This window comes from Bradyrhizobium sp. USDA 4486 (genome assembly GCF_054057995.1).
This window is the reverse complement of the sequence record NZ_JBSRZV010000001.1, coordinates 7154014-7172317: the sequence shown is the minus strand read 5'-3', so window position 1 is coordinate 7172317 and position 18304 is coordinate 7154014. Positions and strand designations below refer to the sequence as shown.

Sequence of the window (18304 nt, the reverse complement as noted above, 5' to 3'; positions counted from 1 at the left end):
CATGATCATCAGCGGCGAGCGCCGGATCGGCTACGACGAGGTCCAGGCCCGCATCAAACGCGCGGCGCGCGGACTGCGCACCCTCGGCCTTGCCGAAGGCGCGCCGGTTGCCATGATGCTGCGCAACGACTTTGCCTTGTTCGAGGTGGTCGCGGCCTCGGCCGCCCTGGGCAGCCCCGTCGTGCCGATCAACTGGCACCTGAAGGCCGAGGAGGTCCGCTACATCCTGACCGATAGCGGCGCGAAGATCCTGATCTGCCACGCCGACCTGCTGCCGCAAATTCGCGGCGGCATTCCGGAGGATGTCCACCTGCTCGTGGTCGCGACCCCGCCCGAGTTGGCCACGACCTTCGCCATTCCCCATGAGCTGACCGAGGTCCCGGCGGGCCTCGCCGATTGGGACCGCTGGCGCGACGGCCACACGGAAATGCAGGAGCCGCCACGCCGCGCCGCGCCGATGATCTACACGTCGGGGACCACGGGCATGCCGAAGGGCGTGCGGCGCATGCCGATGCAGCCGGAGCAGGCCGCCGCCTCCGAGCGCGTCGGCGCGATCGCCTATGGCATCAAGCCGCGCGAGGGCCAGGTGGTGCTGATCAACGGGCCGATGTATCACTCGGCGCCGCATTCCTACAGCATGATGGCGTTCCGCAACGGCTGCACCATCGTCCTCCAGCCGCGCTTCGACGCCGAGGAGCTGCTGGCGCTGATCGAGCGCCATCGAGTGACGCATATCCATATGGTGCCGACCATGTTCGTCCGTCTGCTGCGCCTGCCCGATGCGGTCAGGCAGCGCTACGATCTGTCGTCGCTGCGCTTCGTGGTGCACGGCGCGGCGCCCTGCCCGCCCGAGGTGAAGCGGGCCATGATCGAATGGTGGGGACCGGTCATCAACGAATATTTCGGCTCGACCGAGACCGGCATCCCGGTCTGGCACTCGGCGGAAGAGGCGCTGAAGAAGCCCGGCACGGTCGGCCGCGCCATCGAAGGCGGCATCGTCAAGATATTTCGCGACGACGGCAGCCTCTGCGACGTGAATGAGGTCGGCGAGATCTACATGCGCCAGACCGCGGTGCCCGATTTCGACTATCACGGCAAGACGCAGGCGCGCGCCGAGGCCGGGCGCGACGGTCTCGTCAGCGTCGGCGACGTCGGCTATCTCGACGAGGACGGCTATCTGTTCCTGTGCGACCGCAAGCGCGACATGGTGATCTCGGGCGGCGTGAACATCTACCCCGCCGAAATCGAGAACGTGCTGATCGCGATGCGAGGAGTGCGCGATTGCGCCGTGTTCGGCATCCCCGACGCGGAATTTGGCGAGCGGCTGTGCGCCTGCATCGAGCCCGATGGGGCCGAGCCGCTCTCCGCCGCAGCGGTGCAGGCTTTTCTGCGCGAGCGGCTGGCCAACTTCAAGGTGCCGAAGGAAGTCCAGTTCCTGGAGGCGCTGCCCCGCGAGGCGACCGGAAAGATCTTCAAGCGCAAGCTGCGCGACCCCTACTGGGCGAACCGCAGGCCGGGCGGCACCTAGGTCGCTCTCCGCCCGCGTCCGCGCGCGTGGAATTCCGAGCCATATTCCGCCCGGGCAGGGCCGCATTCCGGCCTCGCGCGGGTTCGCGGCTTTTGGCTGGCGGCGAAACCGTATAGCGTTCGATCTCTGAGGAAACGCCGCGAAGACGGCCATGAGGTCGCCCATGCTGGACCGGACGCAGGATATTTCCATCGCCGCGCAAGGCTGGCTCGACGAATTCGAGCGCATCCTGAGCAGACCTGATCCCGCGACGCTGGGCCCGCTCTTCGTCACTGACGGCTTCTGGCGCGATGTGCTGGCGCTGAGCTGGAACTTGCAGACAATCGCGGGCCACGATGCGATCACGCAGGAGCTTGCGGCCCACGCGCCCGAGGCGGCGCCGACCCATTTCAAGATCGCGCCGAACCGTGCGCCACCGCGCTGGGTGATGCGCGCCGGCACCAACAACGTCGAGGCGATCTTCAATTTCGAGACCAAGCTCGGCCGCGGCAGCGGTATCGTGCGGCTCGTGCCCGATGCTACCGACGGCGACCGGCTGAAGGCGTGGACGCTGCTCACCGCGCTCGACGAGCTTAAGGGATTTGAGGAACAGCTCGGTACGTCGCGGCCGCGCGGCCAGGCCTATTCGCGCGATTTTCGCGGACCCAACTGGCTCGACCAGCGCAATGCCTCGCGCGACTATGCCGATCGCGATCCCGTCGTGCTGGTGGTCGGCGGCGGCCAAGCCGGGCTTGCGATCGCGGCACGGCTGAAGCAGCTCAAGATCGACACGCTGATCGTCGATCGCGGGGCGCGGATCGGCGACAACTGGCGCAAGCGCTATCACGCGCTCACGCTGCACAATCAGGTGCAGGTCAATCACCTCCCCTACATGCCGTTCCCGCCGAACTGGCCGGTCTATATTCCCAAGGACAAGCTCGCCAACTGGTTCGAAGCCTATGTCGATGCGATGGAGCTGAACTTCTGGACCGGCACCGAATTCGAGGGCGGCGCCTATGACGAGGCCAAGGGCTGCTGGACCGCGACGCTGCGCCGTGCCGACGGCAGCCAGCGCATCATGCATCCACGCCATGTGATCATGGCGACCGGCGTCAGCGGCATTGCCAATGTTCCTGACATTCCGACCCTCGAAAACTTCAAAGGCACGCTGCTGCATTCCAGCCGCTATGAGGACGGCGAGAACTGGACCGGCAAGCGCGCCATCGTCATCGGCACCGGCAACAGCGGCCACGACATCGCGCAGGATCTTTATTCCAGCGGCGCCGAGGTGACGCTGGTGCAGCGCTCGCCCACCCTCGTCACCAATATCGAGCCGTCGGCCCAGCTGGCTTACGCGACCTACAATGAAGGCACGCTCGAGGACAATGATCTGATCGCGGCCTCGATGCCGACGCCGCTCGCGAAGAAGACCCATGTCATGCTGACCGAGCAATCGAAGCAGCTCGACAAGGAGCTGCTCGAGGGCCTCTCGCGTGTCGGCTTCAAGCTCGATTTCGGCGAGGCCGGCACCGGCTGGCAGTTCAAATACCTCACCCGCGGCGGCGGCTATTACTTCAACGTCGGCTGCTCCAACCTGATCGTCGAGGGCGCGATCAAGCTCAAGCAGTTCTCCGACATCGAGGGCTTTACAGCCACGGGCGCAGAGATGAAGGACGACACGACTGTTCCGGCCGACCTCATCGTGCTCTCGACCGGCTACAAGCCGCAGGAATATCTGGTGCGGAAACTGTTCGGCGATGCCATCGCCGACCGCGTCGGCCCGATCTGGGGCTTTGGCGACGGCTTTGAGCTGCGCAACATGTATGCGCGCACCAAGCAGCCCGGCTTGTGGTTCATCGCCGGCAGCCTCGCGCAGTGCCGCATCAACTCGAAATATCTCGCGCTCCAGATCAAGGCGATCGAGGAAGGGATTTTGGGGCGGACATAACCACAGCCGTCATTCCGGGACGCGCGCAGCGCGGTCCCGGATCCATGGACACTTCGGGACGCGCGGCCCGATAGATTCCGGGTTCACGCTTCGCGTGCCTTGGAACGACAAGAGGAGAGAACATCCCATGCCAGTCATTCTCGGCACCGGCGAGCACCGCTACCGCGTCGTCGACAATTTCGCGAAGCTGCCCGAGGGCTGGCAGCTCACCGACGTCGCCTCGGTCGCCGTCGACAGCAAGGACCGCGTCTACGTTTTCAATCGCGGCGCCCATCCGATGGTGGTTCTGGACCGCGAGGGCAATTTCCTCCGAAGCTGGGGCGGAGGTCTTTTCTCCCGCGCGCACGGGCTACACATCGATGCCGACGACCATCTCTACTGCACCGACGATGGCGACCACACCGTGCGCAAATGCACGACCGAGGGCAAGGTGCTGCTGACGATCGGCATTCCCGCAAAGCCGGCACCGTTCATGAGTGGCGAACCGTTCCACCGCTGCACTCACACGGCACTGTCGCCGAAGGGCGAGATCTACGTCTCCGACGGCTATGGCAACGCGCGCGTCCACAAGTTCACCCCTGACGGCAAGCTGATCAAGAGCTGGGGCGAGCCCGGCACCGATCCCGGCCAGTTCAACATCGTGCACAATATCGCGACCGATGCCGACGGCTGGATCTATGTCGCCGACCGCGAGAACCACCGCGTGCAGGTGTTCAATGGCGAGGGCAAGTACGAAACGCAGTGGAACAATTTGCACCGGCCCTGTGCGCTGTGCTGCTGCAGCGGGGCCAAGAGCCCGACCTTCGTCATCGGCGAGCTCGGCCCCGGCCTCGACATCAACCGCAATGTGCCCAATCTCGGCCCTCGGCTGTCGATCGTCGACGCACAGGGCAAGCGCATTGCGCGTCTCGGCGGCGAGCAAGGCCCAGGCGTTTCCAGCGGAAAATTCCTGGCGCCGCACGGCATCGCGCTGGATTCGAGGGGCGACATCTATGTCGGCGAAGTCGGCGTCACCAACTGGAAAAGCAGCTTTCCCGACGAGGAGATGCCCGCCGCGGTACGCGCCACGCGCTGTCTGCAGAAGCTGGAACGGGTGCGGGAATGAGGCACCGGCGAGGCACGCCTTGCGGTTCCGGACCGGCCTCGCATGACCCTGCCGAATCGCGGCGTTTTTGAGCGGTTGCCACCCCGCCGCCGCATTGCTCGCGCCTGAATAAGTCGCTCGACGGGCTTCACAATCCCGTCACGCTGCATGTAGTATGTCAGTACATGCTGCTTCGCAGCGTACATTGGAGGCCAGGAGCGTTACTTGAACGCACATGTCTCGCAAGGCAGTTGGCCGGTGCTGGTCCTGAATGCGGACTTCCGGCCGCTGAGTTACTACCCACTGTCTCTGTGGTCGTGGCAGGACGCGATCAAGGCGGTGTTCCTCGACCGCGTCAACATCGTCGCACATTACGATCAGGCTGTTCGAAGTCCCACGCTGGAGATGCAGCTGCCCAGCGTCGTCTCGCTCAAGTCCTTCGTCAAGCCGACCACCCACCCCGCCTTCACCCGTTTCAATGTCTTCCTGCGCGATCGTTTCGCCTGCCAATATTGCGGCTCGCCCGAAGACCTCACCTTCGATCACATCATCCCGCGCAGCAAAGGCGGCCAGACCACCTGGGAGAACGTGGTCGCGGCCTGCTCGCCCTGTAACCTGCGCAAGGGCAATCTCACCCCGGCGCAGGCCAAGATGTTTCCACGCCAGAGCGCGTTCGCGCCGACGGTGCACCAGCTCCACCGCAACGGCCGCCTGTTCCCGCCGAACTATCTGCACGACAGCTGGCTGGACTATCTCTACTGGGATACGGAGCTGGATCCGTAGAGGCCGACCTCACATCGCGATCGCATTCCGCGCCATAACCGCATCCGCACCGGCATAGGCGAGGAAGCCGCCGGTGTATCTGCCCTCCAGCACCCCGCCGAGGAAGCCGGCGTTGAGCTCGCGCGTCGCGATCTCGGCGGCGCGGATGTTGTCCGGCGTCGCGATCGCCGGCACGCAGGCGGCGATGTTCTCGGCCGCGCCGACGCGTGTGCCGGCGCGCCCGGAGGAGCGGATCGCCTGCACCGCGAGCCCGTATCCCAGCGCGACGTGATGGCGAGCCTGATTGAGCTGCGCCGCCGGCAGCTTGAGGCCGGGCGCGTCGATGCCCCAGCCATAGCCGAAATTCACGAAGCGCCCGACTTCGTTCACGGCGAAGATGGTCTTCACGCGATCGGTCAGGCGCGCCGCGAAGTGTAGCTCGACTGCCAGCCGCCAACGCGGTCCTGCAGCGCCTGCGGCAGGTCCCAGTGATAGAGCGTGGCGCAGGGCGTGATGCCGTTCGCGACGAGACGGTTGTAGAAATCGAGCCGCTTGGGAAACATGCCAGGAAAGGCGCAGAAATTAACTCGCCCGCATTCGGACGGGCAAGTGCGACCATGCGGCCGGCGCGCGCTGCCCGGACATGCGAGCCAGATTTTCGTGCACTTACAAAAACCAGACCTGCACGCTTTCCCCATCCTATCCGCAAAACCTCGCGGGCAGTCGAGCGTCGCCCGAGGGAACCCGAAACGCCGGCATCCGTTCAATTGATGCCGCATGTCTCGCGAAAACCGACGGGCTTGCGGACGAAGCATCCAGGTCACGCCGCCACACAAGGGGAGAACCGTCATGCCCGCAACCGAGAAGGATCACGTCTACAAGATCCTGGAACTGGTCGGATCGTCCGAGGCCTCGATCGACGATGCGATCAAGAACGCGGTCAGCCGCGCGGCCAAGACCGTTCGCGAGATGAAATGGTTCGAGGTGGTGCAGACGCGCGGCCATATCGAGAACGGCACCGTGCGCCACTACCAGGTGACGCTGCGCGTCGGCTTCACGCTGGAGGAATGAGGCGGCGGACAGGAGGCGGAAGCCATTGCGCGGCCGGCGGCTTGGTTAACATCCTTCGACCACAACCCGTCGCAATGTCGAGATTCCCTCCGGCCGAATACGGCTCCGCACAATCATCGTGGATGTTGCAACAGGCCGTTAAGGCGAAAGTGAGAGGTTTGCGCCGATTTGGAGCAAGCCTGATGGTCACCAGCCGGGAACTCGGCAAGACGCGCCTTCCGCTCTGGGCGGCGGGCTTCGTCGTGCTGATTTGCGCTGCGATCCTCGGCTTGAGCGCCTGGCGCGAATGGGTGGCGCGCGATGCCGAGCTCAGGAACGCCGAGATCGACGTCGCCAATCTGGCGCACTCGCTGATCCAGCACGCCGACGACACCTTCGAGCTCGCCGATACGATCCTGGTCGGGCTGGTGCACCGGCTCGAGCTCGACGGCACCGGCCCCGACACCATCGCCAAGCTCCAGACATACCTGCCGACCCGCAAATCATCGGACCGCATCCGCGGCATCTTCGTCTATGACGAGACCGGCCGCTGGCTCGCGACGACCGAGCATGTCGATTTCTCCAAGCTCAACAACAGTGACCGCGAATATTTCCGGCAGCACCGCGACTCACCGGACAAGGGCACGCTGATCGGGCGACCGATCAGGAGCCGCGCGGGCGGGCAGTGGATCATCACCGCCTCGCGCCGGATCGACCATCCCGACGGCAGCTTCGCCGGCGTCGCCCTGCTCACGATCGACGTCGCCTATTTCATGAAGTTCTACGAGCGCTTCGACTTCGGGCCGAACGGCTCGGCGTCGCTGCTGAACAATAGCGGCATCATGCTGGCGCGCAGCCGCGACGAGAGCGGCGCCTTCGTCGGACGCGACCTGTCCAATGCACCCTTGTTCAGGGAATGGCAAAGCCGTCCCGCGGCGGCCGTCTACTATTTCAAGTCGCCGCTCGATGGCGTGCAGCGGCTGAGCTACTATCAGCGCAGCAGCCGCTATCCCTTGATGGTGCTGGCGAGCAAGTCGCAGGACGACGTGCTGGCGCCCTGGTGGCGCGCGGCCACCACGCGCATGACCTTCGTCCTCGGCCTCGTCCTGCTCATCGCGGTGATCGGCTTCTACCTGGTCCGTCAGCTCTTGCAGCGGCAGCGCATGGCTCAGGCCCTGATCGCCAAGGAGGCGAATTTCCGTCTGCTGGCCGAGCAATCCAGCGACATGGTGACCCGGATCGGGCTGGACAACCGGCTGCTCTACGTCTCTCCGGCGTGCGTGCGCATCACCGGCTGGTCCGCCGAGGAGCTGCTGGACACCTCCTCGCTCGCCGGCATTCACGCTGACGACATGGAACGGGTCGAGCAGGCCATCGCCGCGCTGAAGAACGGCGAAGCCGAGGAGGCCCGGTTCGTCTATCGTCAGCGTCATCGCGACAAGGGCGAGATCTGGGCCGAGGCGGCGCTGCATGTCACCCTGGCGTCGGACAGCGGCGAGATCGACGGCGTCGTCGCGGTGGTGCGCGACATCACCGAGCAGAAGGATCTTCAGGACAAGCTCGCCTCGCTGGCAACGACCGATGGCCTGACCGGCCTCGCCAACCGGCGCACGTTCGACGAACGCCTTGCCGAGGAGTGGGCGCGCGCCCGGCGTGACGGCACGCAGTTGTCGCTTCTGTTGATCGATGTCGATCATTTCAAGAAGTTCAACGACCATTATGGACATCTGGCGGGCGACGGATGCCTGCGCGCGCTGGGCCGGATTCTGTCGGCCTATGCGAGGCGCCCGGCCGATCTCGCGGCGCGCTACGGCGGCGAGGAATTCGCCCTGCTGCTGCCGAACACCGGCCCGGACGGCTGCGCCGAGGTCGGTGAGGGGATTCGCCAGGCGCTGCAGGACCTCGCCATTCTGCATGCGCAGAACCCGCCGTCGCGGCTGGTGACCGCGAGCATCGGCGCCGCGACGAGTTTGCCCGCCCAGACCGCGATGGACTGTAGCGCACTGGTCGCTGCCGCCGACCGCGCGCTCTACGCCGCCAAGGACAATGGCCGCGACCGGCTGGTGATGTCGGGACAGGTTGTCCCCTGGCCCGCCAGAACCGCCTGACCGGACCAAGCCTGACCAGGCGTGGCGGACGGTGGTGAGTGCTCAGCCGCGGGCCCGCTAGTCGTACAACGCGAGAGATTTTTCGGGCGGCGCGGCGGCGGTGCCGGAGGGCGGCATCAGGAACACTGCGGTCAGGATGTGGAGAACGCAAAAGCCGACCGCGATGATCGCGAGCAGCATATTGTCGCTCAGTACCGGAATTTGAACGAGGCTCTTGCGCGCCGACCTCTCCCCAACTGACATCGTTAGTGGCTCTCCCGGCCGGACATGTCGGAATCGACTTGCTGGACAGGCTTCGCCATGAGGTCGGCATATTGTCCCAGGATGCGACGGGCCTGCATTCGCCGCGAGTGATGCAATGCTTGAAGCAGGAATTCCAAGAGGCCTTTGCGCCGCCGGCGGCGGTGGAAAGCTGTTCGGGACCCAACGAGCGCGGCCGCTGGAAACGACGTTTCGGTCATCGGTAAAGCTCCACGATCGGCATCCTTGAGCCACCGACGCGACGATGGTGTGGTGCGCGGCTTCGCCTAAAAGCCGCATTGGTGCCGAACGTAGCAATCCAACGACAGACGCGTTATGCCGTACGTCTCATTGACGCTGATATTTTCGAGGGGCGCTCGCGAGAGGCCGGGATTCACCAGGCGTAGTGCACACTACCCTTGCCGGCATAACTACGCGTGACGTTCGAAAACTCTCCCTCGAAGCCTGCACCCATCGACCAGCCGTTCAGCCATTTCATCTCGATCGTTGCGGTGGTGAGCGCGGCGTCGCGCGCCTGCGCCGCGCCGTTGACCACGAAGCCGGCACCGGGCAACGCCTGGAAGGTCGCTCCGATCGAACGATCCGGATTGAAATCATGCGCCCAGGCGGCGCGGCCGCGCAGCGTCAGCACGCCGTCCAGCATGGCGAAGGATTTGTCGCTGCGCAGGCCCAGCTCGCTGCGCGTGTCGGTGACGCTTTTTGCAGCATAGCTCAAGGCGAACGAGGGCGAGCCCGAGACGACCTGCTCGGCATAGGCCGGCAAATCGAAGGTGACGAACTGCGCTGCGCCATAGGGCGTGAGGCCGATGCCGCCAATCCATGGCGCGATGAGGCGATAGCCGCCTTCGATGCGGCCGGAATAGGCATTGGCGTTGAATTCGGCGCGCAGGCGATCAGCGCCGGCGATCGTCACCATGCGATCGGTGGTGATGTCCTGCCAACCATAGGCAAGCGCCGCGGAGACGTAGGCCGGGCCATTGCTGTGGCGCAGATAGGCGCCGGCCTGGAAAAGGTCGGAGCGGCCCGAGCCGAGACCGTTTGCGATGCTGAAATTGGTCCCGCCGCCGGCCAGCGCAAAGCCGGCGAGCGTATCTGCCGAGAACCGGTAATCGGCCCCGGCGGCGGGACCAAAGATGCGGCTCGTAGTATCGTTCGAGCCGACGATCGCATTGCCTCCCGTCGTCTGCGATCCGCCGAAACCTGCGGCCCACACGCTCCAGCGCGGCTCGACGTTTTTCGGCGGCGCCTTGGTGACCATGGCGAACGCATCGGTGCGCGTGCGCGCGGCATAAGCGTTGGCGCTGTCTTCGTTCGCAAAGCCGGCCGCGCCACCGCTTGCCCCTGGTCCGCCATTCTGCCGCGCGACAGGATCGGTGAGCAGGCCCATGAACTGGCCCATCGCCTGGAACGTCGTCTGCTGCGTGCCGGCGCCGAGTTCGCCTGAGGCTTGCGTGAGCGCTGCGGGCGTCAGCGTGCCATAAACCAGCGGAATGCCGCCGTTCGCGTTGAAGAAATTCGTCAACGCATTGCCGACCGCCTGCTGGTTAGCGTTGAGCCCGGCAGGAATTGTAAAGATCAGCGCTAGATTGAGATAGACATGGTTGGCCTCGTAGCTGAGGCTCGTTCCGAAGCTGGACGGCAAGTTGGTGTTGACCACGGCCGGATCAAACGTCCCAGAGATGCCGCCGCTCGCGCTGAGGATCGTGTAGGTCCTGCTGACATAGCTGCCGCTTGCGAAGACGGCATTGACCTTGGCGTTGCCGAGCTGCGCTGTGCCAGTGACATTCGCATAGGACGCCGCCGAGGGACTGACCTGAACGAGCTAGATCGCGCCGGACTGGAAGGCGAGGTTGCCGGTGATCGTCATGGAGCTGCCCGGCATGCCATTGCCAGGCGCAAACCTCCCACCGACGTTGACATAGGTGTCGCCGACCGAACCGCTGCCGGCCAGCGTGCCGCCGCTGTTGATCGTGGGATCGCTGAGCGTGCCCAAGACATCGAGCACGCCGCCGTTCACCGTCGTCCCACCGCTATAGGTGTTGCTTCCGGTCACAAAGGTCGTGCCGCTCGTCGTCGTCAGACTCGCGGTTCCGCCGATACCATTCAGTGTGCCGCCAGTAGAGGTGATCGGCGCATTGAGATTGCCGTTCTGGATCGTGCCGCCGGCAAGAGCGACGGCAGCCTGCGTCTGCGTCGTACCGCCGAGATCGAGGGTGCCGCCCGCAACAGTCGTCGTACCAGTCGTGGCACCGAGAGTGCCGGCGCCCGAAAGCTGCAGCGTACCGGCCGAAACCGTCGTGACGCCCGAATAGGTGTTGGTGCCGGACAGCAACGTCGTGCCGCTTGTCGTCGTCAGGCTGGCGCTGCCGCTGATGCCATTGAGTGTGCCGCCGCTCGAGGTGATCGGCGCGTCGAGATTGCCGTGCTGGATCGTGCCGCCCGAGAGACTGATGGCAGCCTGCGTCTGCGTCGTGCCGCCGAGATCGAGCGTGCCGCCGGACACGGTGGTGGCTCCGCCGGTGGCGCCAAGCGTGCCGGTGCCCGTGAGGTGTAGCGTGCCAGCCGTGACGGTGGTACCTCCGGTGTACGCATTCGTTATCGAAAGTGCCAGCGTTCCGTTGCCGGTCTTGGTGAGAGCGCCGGCGCCGGCGAGCGCGTTGGCGAACGCGACGTTGTTGCCGTTGGTATCGAAGGTGGCGCCGCCGGCGCCGATCGCGGTGAGCCGGGCGGAAATGTCGATCGTGTTACCGCTTGCCCATTGCAGGCCGCCGCCATTCAGCGTGACGTTGCCGGATCCGAAATTGTTCGCGGCCCTGAACTTGATTAGGCCGCCGGTGATCGACGTGCCGCCGCTATAGCTATTTGCAGCACTGAGGGTCAGTGTCCCGGCGCCAGACTTGATGATGCTGCCGCTTCCGGCGATATCGCTGGCAACCGATTGGCTGCCGCCGCTTCTGACGCTGTAGGTCGCGGTAGCGCCGTTCAGGTACAGAGCGCCGCCGGCGGCCGAACCGCTCGCACCGTTCGTGTTACCGGCGCCGCCCGCACCGGCCGTTACCGTGTTGCTGGACGCAAAGGAGGTGTCCTGGATCGTGAGCGTCCCGCCCTGGCGAACGAAGACGGCACCACCATAGGCCGAGCCACCGTCGCCGCCGTTCCCGGGAGTGCTGCCCTGGTTGCCGAGGCTGGCACCGCCATTGCCGCCGCCGAAACCAGCAGTGCCGGCGCCACCAACGGGGCCGCCAGAAGCGCCTTGCGACCCGCCGCCGCCACCACCCGCGCCGAAACCTCCGGCGCCGCCATTTGCCCCGGTGCCGCCGCCGCCGCCGCCGAAATCCCCGCCGCGGCCGCCCGGGCCACCCGTCGCGCCGCTTCCGTACGCGCCGCCGCCGCCGCCGCCGCCGACACCGCCATTGCCTCCATTACCCGCAGTGCTGCCGTACGCGCCGCCCCCGCCGCCACCACCGAATCCTCCGGTACCCCCGGAGCCTCCGTTGCCCAACGCGTTACCGTTACCGCCACCGCCGCCACCGCCGCCGTACCCACCAGCTACGCCATCTCCTCCGTTTGTAGACCCGTTGCCCGCGGCTCCGCCCGATCCTCCATTCGGCGCGCCGCCCGCGCCACCGGCGCCGGAGCGGTTGCCGTTTGTGCCGGAGCCACTCAGGCCCCCCCCTCCGCCAGCGCCGGAACTCATCCCAACGTTGTTCCCGCCACCGGTCCCACCATTGCCCGCAAGACCCCCGCCGCCGCCGCCGGCGCCTTCCCCACCCGCGCCGCCCGTGCCGGACCAGCCGCCACCGCCGCCGCCAGAGCTATTACCGCCAGCACCGCCGGCGCCGAAGATTCCTCCGCCGCCTCCGCCACCCCCCACCAGAGCGCCGCCCGAGAAGGATGAGCCACCAGCGCCGCCCATGGCGTTGTTGTTGGCGAGGCTGACGCCCGAGAGGGTGACATTCGCCCCCGTATTGACGAACACCGCGCCACCTGCGCCGAGCCCTCCGCCGCCCCCACCGGAACTGAAACTTGACGAGCCGCCGGCCCCGCCTTGCGCCACCGTGTTCTGGATCGCCAAATTGCCGATCGAGACCGTTCCCGAGTAGACAAAGAACCCGTGCTGCACGCCGCCGCCGTCGAGTGTGTTGTTACCGCCGTTGATCGTGATCGTGCTGTTGCTCATGACCACAGGCAGCATCGTCGTCCCGGTCAGCGTGATATTCTGGGTGAGGTTGAGCGTGTAGCTGGTGTTCGGATTGTTGTTGATGGTGGTGAGCGCCGCCACCAAGCTGGCGCCATCGCTCGCCGTGAGGACGGTCTGAGCGGCAACCGGGTCAAGGCTCACCAACTCCGATGTCGCGAGCACCACAATCGCACAGCCAACCATGACTGCACGCGCGGCGAGCGATCGACGTGGCAGGTCCAGCAACTGTAATCTGGCTGTCATAAACCAATCTCGGACGCGAACTGTGCCGCACGCGATCAAGAATGAGGCAGGGCCTGCGGCAAGTGGATCGGGACACCCCTTAACAGGCAGGCCGCATACGCGATGTGCCCAGAATCTCAGCCGTGAATTCATGCCGTCACTGATGCAATCGCATCACAACTTCCGCGGCAGGCGTTGCCACTTCCACGCGGTTGCTCGACATTGTCCGGATCACTAGATACGGCGCGTGGATGTCGTCAGTCCGGATGATCTATGTCCGCGGCCGGTGTCATCGGGGGACGGCGTGGACGGAGCAGTTGCGAACGAGAGCCTGCCGGCGGATGACGGCGAACGCGGACCGGCTGCGCTGGCGCAGATGCGCGCCATGACCGCCGACGTCTGCGAAGTCATTCCGCTCACCCCAGAGGACGATTTCCATATCACCGCCGTGACGAGGATGGCCGGCAACGCATTGCTGGTCGAATCACGCGTGACTGACGTCGAATACGACCGGACGCCCGCGCACATCGCCCGCGGGGGCATGGATCACTATCACGTGACCCTGTGTCTCGAAGGCGAGATGTGGTTCAGCTCCGGCCGGCGCGAGGTGACGCTGAAGCCTGGCGACATCTGCCTGCTCGATATGGGCCCCCCGAACCGGACCGTGCTGCGGGGCGGCAGCGGCCGCACCCACCTCAGGGCAATCATCCTGCCACGCGCAATGCTGGCGCCACGCCTCGCCCATCCCGATGCGGCCACGGCGGTGTTGTTGCCGGCGGAGCATCCCCATGCCCGGCTGCTCGCCAGCCATTTTGCGGCGCTGATGCTGCCTCCAGATCCCGAGGCCGGCAGCGTCGAGGCCACGATCGAGGCGATCGCCGATATCGTGGCATCGGCCGCCGGCGGCGCCGCTGACATTGCAACAGGCGTCGAGCGGGCCGAGCGGCATCTCTACCTTGCGATGATCAAACGCCACATCGCGCACAATCTGGAGACGGACGCGCTTACCGTGCAAGAGCTGTGTCGTCATTTCCAGATTTCGCGCGCGACCCTCTATCGTCTGTTCGAGGCCGATGGCGGGCTGGCGCATTACATCAGGGAGCGGCGGCTCGACCTGGCCTTTCGCCAGATGATTTCCCCGTCCGCGGAGGACAAGCGTCTGATCGACCTCGCGGTCGACCTGCGCTTCAGCAGCGATTCCACCTTCATCCGCGCCTTCCGCCGCAAGTTCGGCGTCACGCCGGGCGAGCTCAGGGAAATGGCCGACAATTGGCCGGCGATCGACACGCTGCTGCACCAATTGGGGCGCCGCCGCAGGTCATAGCTTCGGCGACCACCTTCAGGCGAGATGACACGCCACGAAATGCCCGCCCGCGCCTTCCTTCAGCTCCGGCGCGACTTCCGCGCAGCGCGGCTGCGCGATCGGGCAACGGGTGTGGAAATGGCAGCCTGACGGCGGCTTCATCGGGCTCGGCACGTCGCCTTTGAGGCGGATGCGCTCGCGCTTGAGCTTCGGATCGGGTACCGGTACCGCCGACAACAGCGCCCTGGTGTAGGGATGCTGCGGGTTGCGGTAGAGGTCGCTCGCCTTCGCCAGCTCGACGATGCGGCCGAGATACATCACCGCGACGCGGTCGGAGATGTGCTCGACCACGGACAGGTCGTGCGCGACGAAGAGATAGGTGAGGTTCAGCTCGGCCTGCAGATCCTCCAGCAGGTTGATGACCTGGGCCTGGATCGAGACGTCGAGCGCGGAGACCGGCTCGTCGCAGACGATCAGCTTCGGCTCGACCGCGAGCGCGCGCGCGATCACGATGCGCTGGCGCTGGCCGCCGGAGAATTCGTGCGGATAGCGCCGCATGTGCTCGGGCTTGAGCCCGACCTTCACGAGCAGGCCCGCGACGCGCTCCTCGCGCTCCTTGGCAGAGGAGGCGAGATTGTGGATGGTGAAGGCTTCGCCGAGGATGGCACCGACCGTCATGCGCGGATTGAGCGAGGCGAACGGATCCTGGAACACCAGCTGCATGTTCCGCCGCATCGCGCGTAGATCGCTGCCGCCGAGCTGGCGCACGTCCTGGCCGTCGAAGGTGACCTCGCCGTCGGTCGGCTCGATCAGGCGCAGCACGCAGCGTCCCGTCGTCGACTTGCCACAGCCGGATTCGCCGACGAGACCGAGCGTCTCGCCGCGATTGACCGAGAACGACACGCCGTCGACCGCGTAGACGGTGCCGACCTGGCGCGACAGCAGGCCGCCGAGCACGGGGAAGTGTTTCTTCAGGCCGCTGACGCGCAGCAAGGGCTCGCTCATGACACGTTCCCCAACTGCGGATCTCCCAGATGACAGGCCATGCGGTGGCCGGGCGCGACCTCGCGAAGCAGCGGCTCCTTCGCGGTGCAGACGTTCATGGCAAACTTGCAGCGCGGCGCAAAGCGGCAGCCGACCGGCGGATTGATCAGGATCGGCACCGAGCCGCCGATCGCCTCGAGCCGCGTCTTGTGCTCGCTGTCGAGATCGATGCGCGGGATCGAGCGGATCAGGCCTTGCGTATAGGGATGGCGCGGGTCGGCGAAGAGATCGTCGACGGGCGCCTCCTCCACCACCTTGCCGGCATACATCACGACGACGCGCTGCGCAGTCTCGGCGACGACGCCCATGGCATGGGTGATCAGCATCACCGCCATGCCGAAACGCTCCTTCATGTCCTGGAGCAGATCGAGGATCTGCGCCTGGATGGTGACGTCGAGCGCGGTGGTGGGCTCGTCGGCGATGATCAGCTTCGGCTTGCAGGCGAGCGCCATCGCGATCATCACGCGCTGGCGCATGCCGCCGGAGAACTGGTGCGGATAGTTGTGCACGCGGCCTTCCGCGTTCGGGATCTGCACCAGCTTCAGCATCTCGATGGTGCGCTCGAGCGCCTGCTTCTTCGTCACCGCCTCATGCCGGCGCAGACTCTCGGCGATCTGCTCGCCGACGGTGAGCACCGGATTGAGCGAGGTCATCGGCTCCTGGAAGATGAAGCCGATCTCCTTGGCGCGGATCTCGTCGAGCTGGTTGCTCGTCAGCGGCACCAGGTCGCGGCCCTCGAAGATGATCTGGCCCGCGGCGATACGGCCGGGCGGCATCGCGATCAGCTTCAGGATCGACATCGCGGTCACGGTCTTGCCGCAGCCGGACTCGCCGACGACGCAGAGCGTCTCGCCGCGGTTGATCGAGATGTCGACGCCGTCGACGGCCTGGAGGATGCCGTCGTCGGTGGAGAAATGAGTTTTGAGCCCTTTGATTTCGAGCAGCGGCGCCATCAGATCACCCGTCGCGCATCGAGCGCGTCACGCAGGCCGTCGCCGATGAAGTTGATGGCGACCACGGCGATGAAGATCGCGCCACCCGGAAACAGCGCCCAGTGCGGGCCGATGTCGAGAAAATCCTTGGCGTCGAACAATAGCCGGCCCCAGGTCGGGGTATCCGGCGGAAAGCCGAGGCCGAGGAACGACAGTGTCGATTCGGCGATGATAGCGGCCGCAACGTCGATCGTGCCGGCGATGATCACGGGTCCGACCGCATTGGGTAGGATGTGCCGTACCACCTGCCGCACCGGGCTGGCGCCCAGCGCGCGCGCCGCCTCCACGAACTCCTTCTCGCGGATCGACAGGAACTGCGCGCGCACGAGGCGGGCGACCGGCATCCAGCGCAGGCCGCCGATGACGAGCACGATCAGGATGAAGATGCCGCCTTCGGGACCGAACATCGACTTCAGCCCGTCGCGGAAGAGATAGATCAGCAGCAGCAGCAAGGGCAGCTGCGGCAGGGACAGGAACAGGTCGGTGAGCCACATCAACCCGTGCCCCAGCGCACCGCGCGACATGCCGGCGAGCGCGCCGATCAGCGTGCCGATGAACACCGAGACCAGCATCGCGGCCAGCCCGACCGCAAGCGAGATCCGCCCGCCATAGATCATGCGGGCGAGGATGTCCTGGCCGAGATCGTCGGTGCCGAAGGGGTGCGCGAGCGAGGGCCCCTGCAGCCCCGCCACGATGTCGATGTCGTTGATCTTGATGCGCCAGATGAACGGGCCGATGACGACCGCCAGGATCAGGATGAGGAGCAGGAAGGCGCTGATCACGGCGAGCTTGTGGCGGCTGTAGCGCCGCCACGTCTCGCGCCAGGGCGAATAGACGCCCCGCTCAGCGGAGGGAGATGCGAGGGTCAAGCCAGCCATACAGGACGTCCGCGATGAGGTTGAACAGCACCACGAGGCACGCGAAGACGAAGGTGACGGCCATCACCACCGGCGTGTCGTTGGAAAGGATGGAGGAGATCAGCAGCGAGCCGATACCAGGGATACGGAAGATCTGCTCGGTGACGATGGCGCCGCCGAACACCGCCGGCATCTGCAATGCGATCAGCGTCACGACCGGGATCATGGCGTTGCGCATCACGTGCTTGACGATGACCTTGGCCTGGCCGAGGCCCTTGGCGCGCGCCGTGGTGACGTAGTCGAGCCTGATGACGTCGAGCATCGCGGAGCGGACGAAGCGCGTCATCGATGCGGCCTGGAACAGGCCGAGCACCGCCACAGGCATGATCGCCTGGCGGATCATCTCCAGCACCCAGTGGATGCCGGTCGCCTTGATGTCGGTGGTGTAGACGAAGGGCAGCCAGTCCAGCGTGACCGAGAAGATCAGGATGAACAGGATGCCGGTGAAGAAGGTCGGCAGCGAGAAGCCGACGAAGGCGAGCGTGTTGGCGATCTGGTCGAACAGCGAATAGGGCTTCGTCGCGGCATAGACGCCGACGGGAATCGCGATCAATAGCGCCAGGATCTGCGCCGAGCCGATCACGTAGAGCGTGGCCGGCAGGCGCTGGAGGATGAGCTGATCGACGTTCATCCGGCTGACGAACGAGAAACCCCAGTCGCCATGCAGCATGGCGGAGAGCCAGCTCAGGTAACGAAGGTAGATCGGATCATCGAGGCCGAACTTGGCCCGAAGTGCGGCCTGCACTTCGGGCGGCACGTTCGGGTTCGTCGCCAGCTCCGAGAAGGGATCTCCCGGCGCCAGCGCCAGCACGACGAACAGGACGACCGAGATCCCGAGCAGGCTCGGAATCGCGATCAGGAGGCGACGCAGGACATACTGACTCATGAAAGAAGGACCCGCCTAG

General features: G+C 65.7%; 15 protein-coding genes and 1 pseudogene. 7 read left to right on the top strand and 9 right to left on the bottom strand.

Going from position 1 to position 18304, the window contains the following annotated elements; genetic code table 11:
- Position 1 precedes the first annotated feature (1 nt).
- From ACVWY3_RS33885 to ACVWY3_RS33870, 4 genes are all read left to right on the top strand, one after another.
- The gene (locus ACVWY3_RS33885) at positions 2–1528 is read left to right on the top strand and encodes an acyl-CoA synthetase (RefSeq protein WP_456842339.1); all 1527 of its coding nucleotides are present in this window, start codon (positions 2–4) and stop codon (positions 1526–1528) included.
- Positions 1529–1691: 163 nt separating this feature from the next.
- Entirely contained in the window at positions 1692–3455 is a 1764-nt protein-coding gene (locus ACVWY3_RS33880) for a flavin-containing monooxygenase (protein WP_456842338.1), read from the top strand.
- 127 nt (positions 3456–3582) lie between these two features.
- Entirely contained in the window at positions 3583–4560 is a 978-nt protein-coding gene (locus ACVWY3_RS33875) for a peptidyl-alpha-hydroxyglycine alpha-amidating lyase family protein (protein ID WP_456842337.1), read from the top strand.
- Positions 4561–4764: 204 nt separating this feature from the next.
- Complete coding sequence (locus tag ACVWY3_RS33870) at positions 4765–5322, top strand: HNH endonuclease (protein WP_008543309.1); 558 nt, start codon at positions 4765–4767, stop codon at positions 5320–5322.
- 39 nt (positions 5323–5361) lie between these two features.
- Here ACVWY3_RS33870 and ACVWY3_RS33865 read toward each other — a convergent pair.
- A pseudogene (locus ACVWY3_RS33865) lies at positions 5362–5858 on the bottom strand (family 1 glycosylhydrolase); the annotation flags it as partial.
- A 292-nt stretch (positions 5859–6150) separates the two neighbouring features.
- Between ACVWY3_RS33865 and ACVWY3_RS33860 the strand changes: the two are divergent.
- On the top strand, positions 6151–6372 hold the full coding sequence (locus tag ACVWY3_RS33860) for a dodecin (protein WP_456842336.1): 222 nt from the start codon (positions 6151–6153) through the stop codon (positions 6370–6372).
- A gap of 182 nt (positions 6373–6554) precedes the next feature.
- Positions 6555–8459: a sensor domain-containing diguanylate cyclase gene (locus tag ACVWY3_RS33855; protein ID WP_456842335.1), complete on the top strand. Its 1905-nt coding sequence runs from the start codon at positions 6555–6557 to the stop codon at positions 8457–8459.
- A 57-nt stretch (positions 8460–8516) separates the two neighbouring features.
- Here the strand turns inward: ACVWY3_RS33855 and ACVWY3_RS33850 are convergent, their stop codons facing one another.
- The 4 genes from ACVWY3_RS33850 to ACVWY3_RS33835 form a co-directional block, all read right to left on the bottom strand.
- The gene (locus tag ACVWY3_RS33850) at positions 8517–8639 is read right to left on the bottom strand and encodes a hypothetical protein (RefSeq protein WP_456842334.1); all 123 of its coding nucleotides are present in this window, start codon (positions 8637–8639) and stop codon (positions 8517–8519) included.
- A gap of 65 nt (positions 8640–8704) precedes the next feature.
- A complete protein-coding gene (locus ACVWY3_RS33845) occupies positions 8705–8920 on the bottom strand; it encodes a hypothetical protein (protein ID WP_456842333.1) in 216 nt (71 codons plus the stop codon).
- Between the two features lie 173 nt (positions 8921–9093).
- Entirely contained in the window at positions 9094–10377 is a 1284-nt protein-coding gene (locus ACVWY3_RS33840; protein ID WP_456842332.1) for an autotransporter outer membrane beta-barrel domain-containing protein, read from the bottom strand.
- Positions 10378–10542: 165 nt separating this feature from the next.
- Positions 10543–13164 carry a beta strand repeat-containing protein gene (locus ACVWY3_RS33835; protein ID WP_456842331.1) on the bottom strand — a complete coding sequence of 874 codons (2622 nt, stop codon included), beginning with the start codon at positions 13162–13164 and terminating at the stop codon, positions 10543–10545.
- Positions 13165–13528: 364 nt separating this feature from the next.
- Here ACVWY3_RS33835 and ACVWY3_RS33830 point away from each other — a divergent pair, with 364 nt between their 5' ends.
- The gene (locus ACVWY3_RS33830; RefSeq protein WP_456842330.1) at positions 13529–14467 is read left to right on the top strand and encodes a helix-turn-helix domain-containing protein; all 939 of its coding nucleotides are present in this window, start codon (positions 13529–13531) and stop codon (positions 14465–14467) included.
- Between the two features lie 15 nt (positions 14468–14482).
- Here ACVWY3_RS33830 and ACVWY3_RS33825 read toward each other — a convergent pair whose 3' ends face one another.
- The 4 genes from ACVWY3_RS33825 to ACVWY3_RS33810 are packed head-to-tail and all read right to left on the bottom strand — an operon-like array spanning position 14483 to position 18285.
- Positions 14483–15451: an ABC transporter ATP-binding protein gene (locus ACVWY3_RS33825; protein WP_456842329.1), complete on the bottom strand. Its 969-nt coding sequence runs from the start codon at positions 15449–15451 to the stop codon at positions 14483–14485.
- Positions 15448–16443 carry an ABC transporter ATP-binding protein gene (locus ACVWY3_RS33820; protein WP_456842328.1) on the bottom strand — a complete coding sequence of 332 codons (996 nt, stop codon included), beginning with the start codon at positions 16441–16443 and terminating at the stop codon, positions 15448–15450. Before ACVWY3_RS33820 ends, ACVWY3_RS33825 begins: the two co-directional genes overlap by 4 nt.
- Entirely contained in the window at positions 16443–17360 is a 918-nt protein-coding gene (locus tag ACVWY3_RS33815) for an ABC transporter permease (protein WP_456842327.1), read from the bottom strand. Before ACVWY3_RS33815 ends, ACVWY3_RS33820 begins: the two co-directional genes overlap by 1 nt.
- A complete protein-coding gene (locus ACVWY3_RS33810; RefSeq protein ID WP_456842326.1) occupies positions 17326–18285 on the bottom strand; it encodes an ABC transporter permease in 960 nt (319 codons plus the stop codon). The genes ACVWY3_RS33815 and ACVWY3_RS33810 overlap by 35 nt, the downstream gene beginning before the upstream one ends.
- Positions 18286–18304 lie beyond the last annotated feature (19 nt).

Coding starts and splice junctions, on each gene's coding strand:
- ACVWY3_RS33885 (WP_456842339.1), top strand. CDS start 2: ATGATCATCAGCGGCGAGCGCCGGATCGGCTACGACGAGGTCCAGGCC.
- ACVWY3_RS33880 (WP_456842338.1), top strand. CDS start 1,692: ATGCTGGACCGGACGCAGGATATTTCCATCGCCGCGCAAGGCTGGCTC.
- ACVWY3_RS33875 (WP_456842337.1), top strand. CDS start 3,583: ATGCCAGTCATTCTCGGCACCGGCGAGCACCGCTACCGCGTCGTCGAC.
- ACVWY3_RS33860 (WP_456842336.1), top strand. CDS start 6,151: ATGCCCGCAACCGAGAAGGATCACGTCTACAAGATCCTGGAACTGGTC.
- ACVWY3_RS33855 (WP_456842335.1), top strand. CDS start 6,555: ATGGTCACCAGCCGGGAACTCGGCAAGACGCGCCTTCCGCTCTGGGCG.
- ACVWY3_RS33850 (WP_456842334.1), bottom strand. CDS start 8,639: ATGCTGCTCGCGATCATCGCGGTCGGCTTTTGCGTTCTCCACATCCTG.
- ACVWY3_RS33845 (WP_456842333.1), bottom strand. CDS start 8,920: ATGACCGAAACGTCGTTTCCAGCGGCCGCGCTCGTTGGGTCCCGAACA.
- ACVWY3_RS33835 (WP_456842331.1), bottom strand. CDS start 13,164: ATGACAGCCAGATTACAGTTGCTGGACCTGCCACGTCGATCGCTCGCC.
- ACVWY3_RS33830 (WP_456842330.1), top strand. CDS start 13,529: ATGACCGCCGACGTCTGCGAAGTCATTCCGCTCACCCCAGAGGACGAT.
- ACVWY3_RS33825 (WP_456842329.1), bottom strand. CDS start 15,451: ATGAGCGAGCCCTTGCTGCGCGTCAGCGGCCTGAAGAAACACTTCCCC.
- ACVWY3_RS33820 (WP_456842328.1), bottom strand. CDS start 16,443: ATGGCGCCGCTGCTCGAAATCAAAGGGCTCAAAACTCATTTCTCCACC.
- ACVWY3_RS33815 (WP_456842327.1), bottom strand. CDS start 17,360: ATGGCTGGCTTGACCCTCGCATCTCCCTCCGCTGAGCGGGGCGTCTAT.
- ACVWY3_RS33810 (WP_456842326.1), bottom strand. CDS start 18,285: ATGAGTCAGTATGTCCTGCGTCGCCTCCTGATCGCGATTCCGAGCCTG.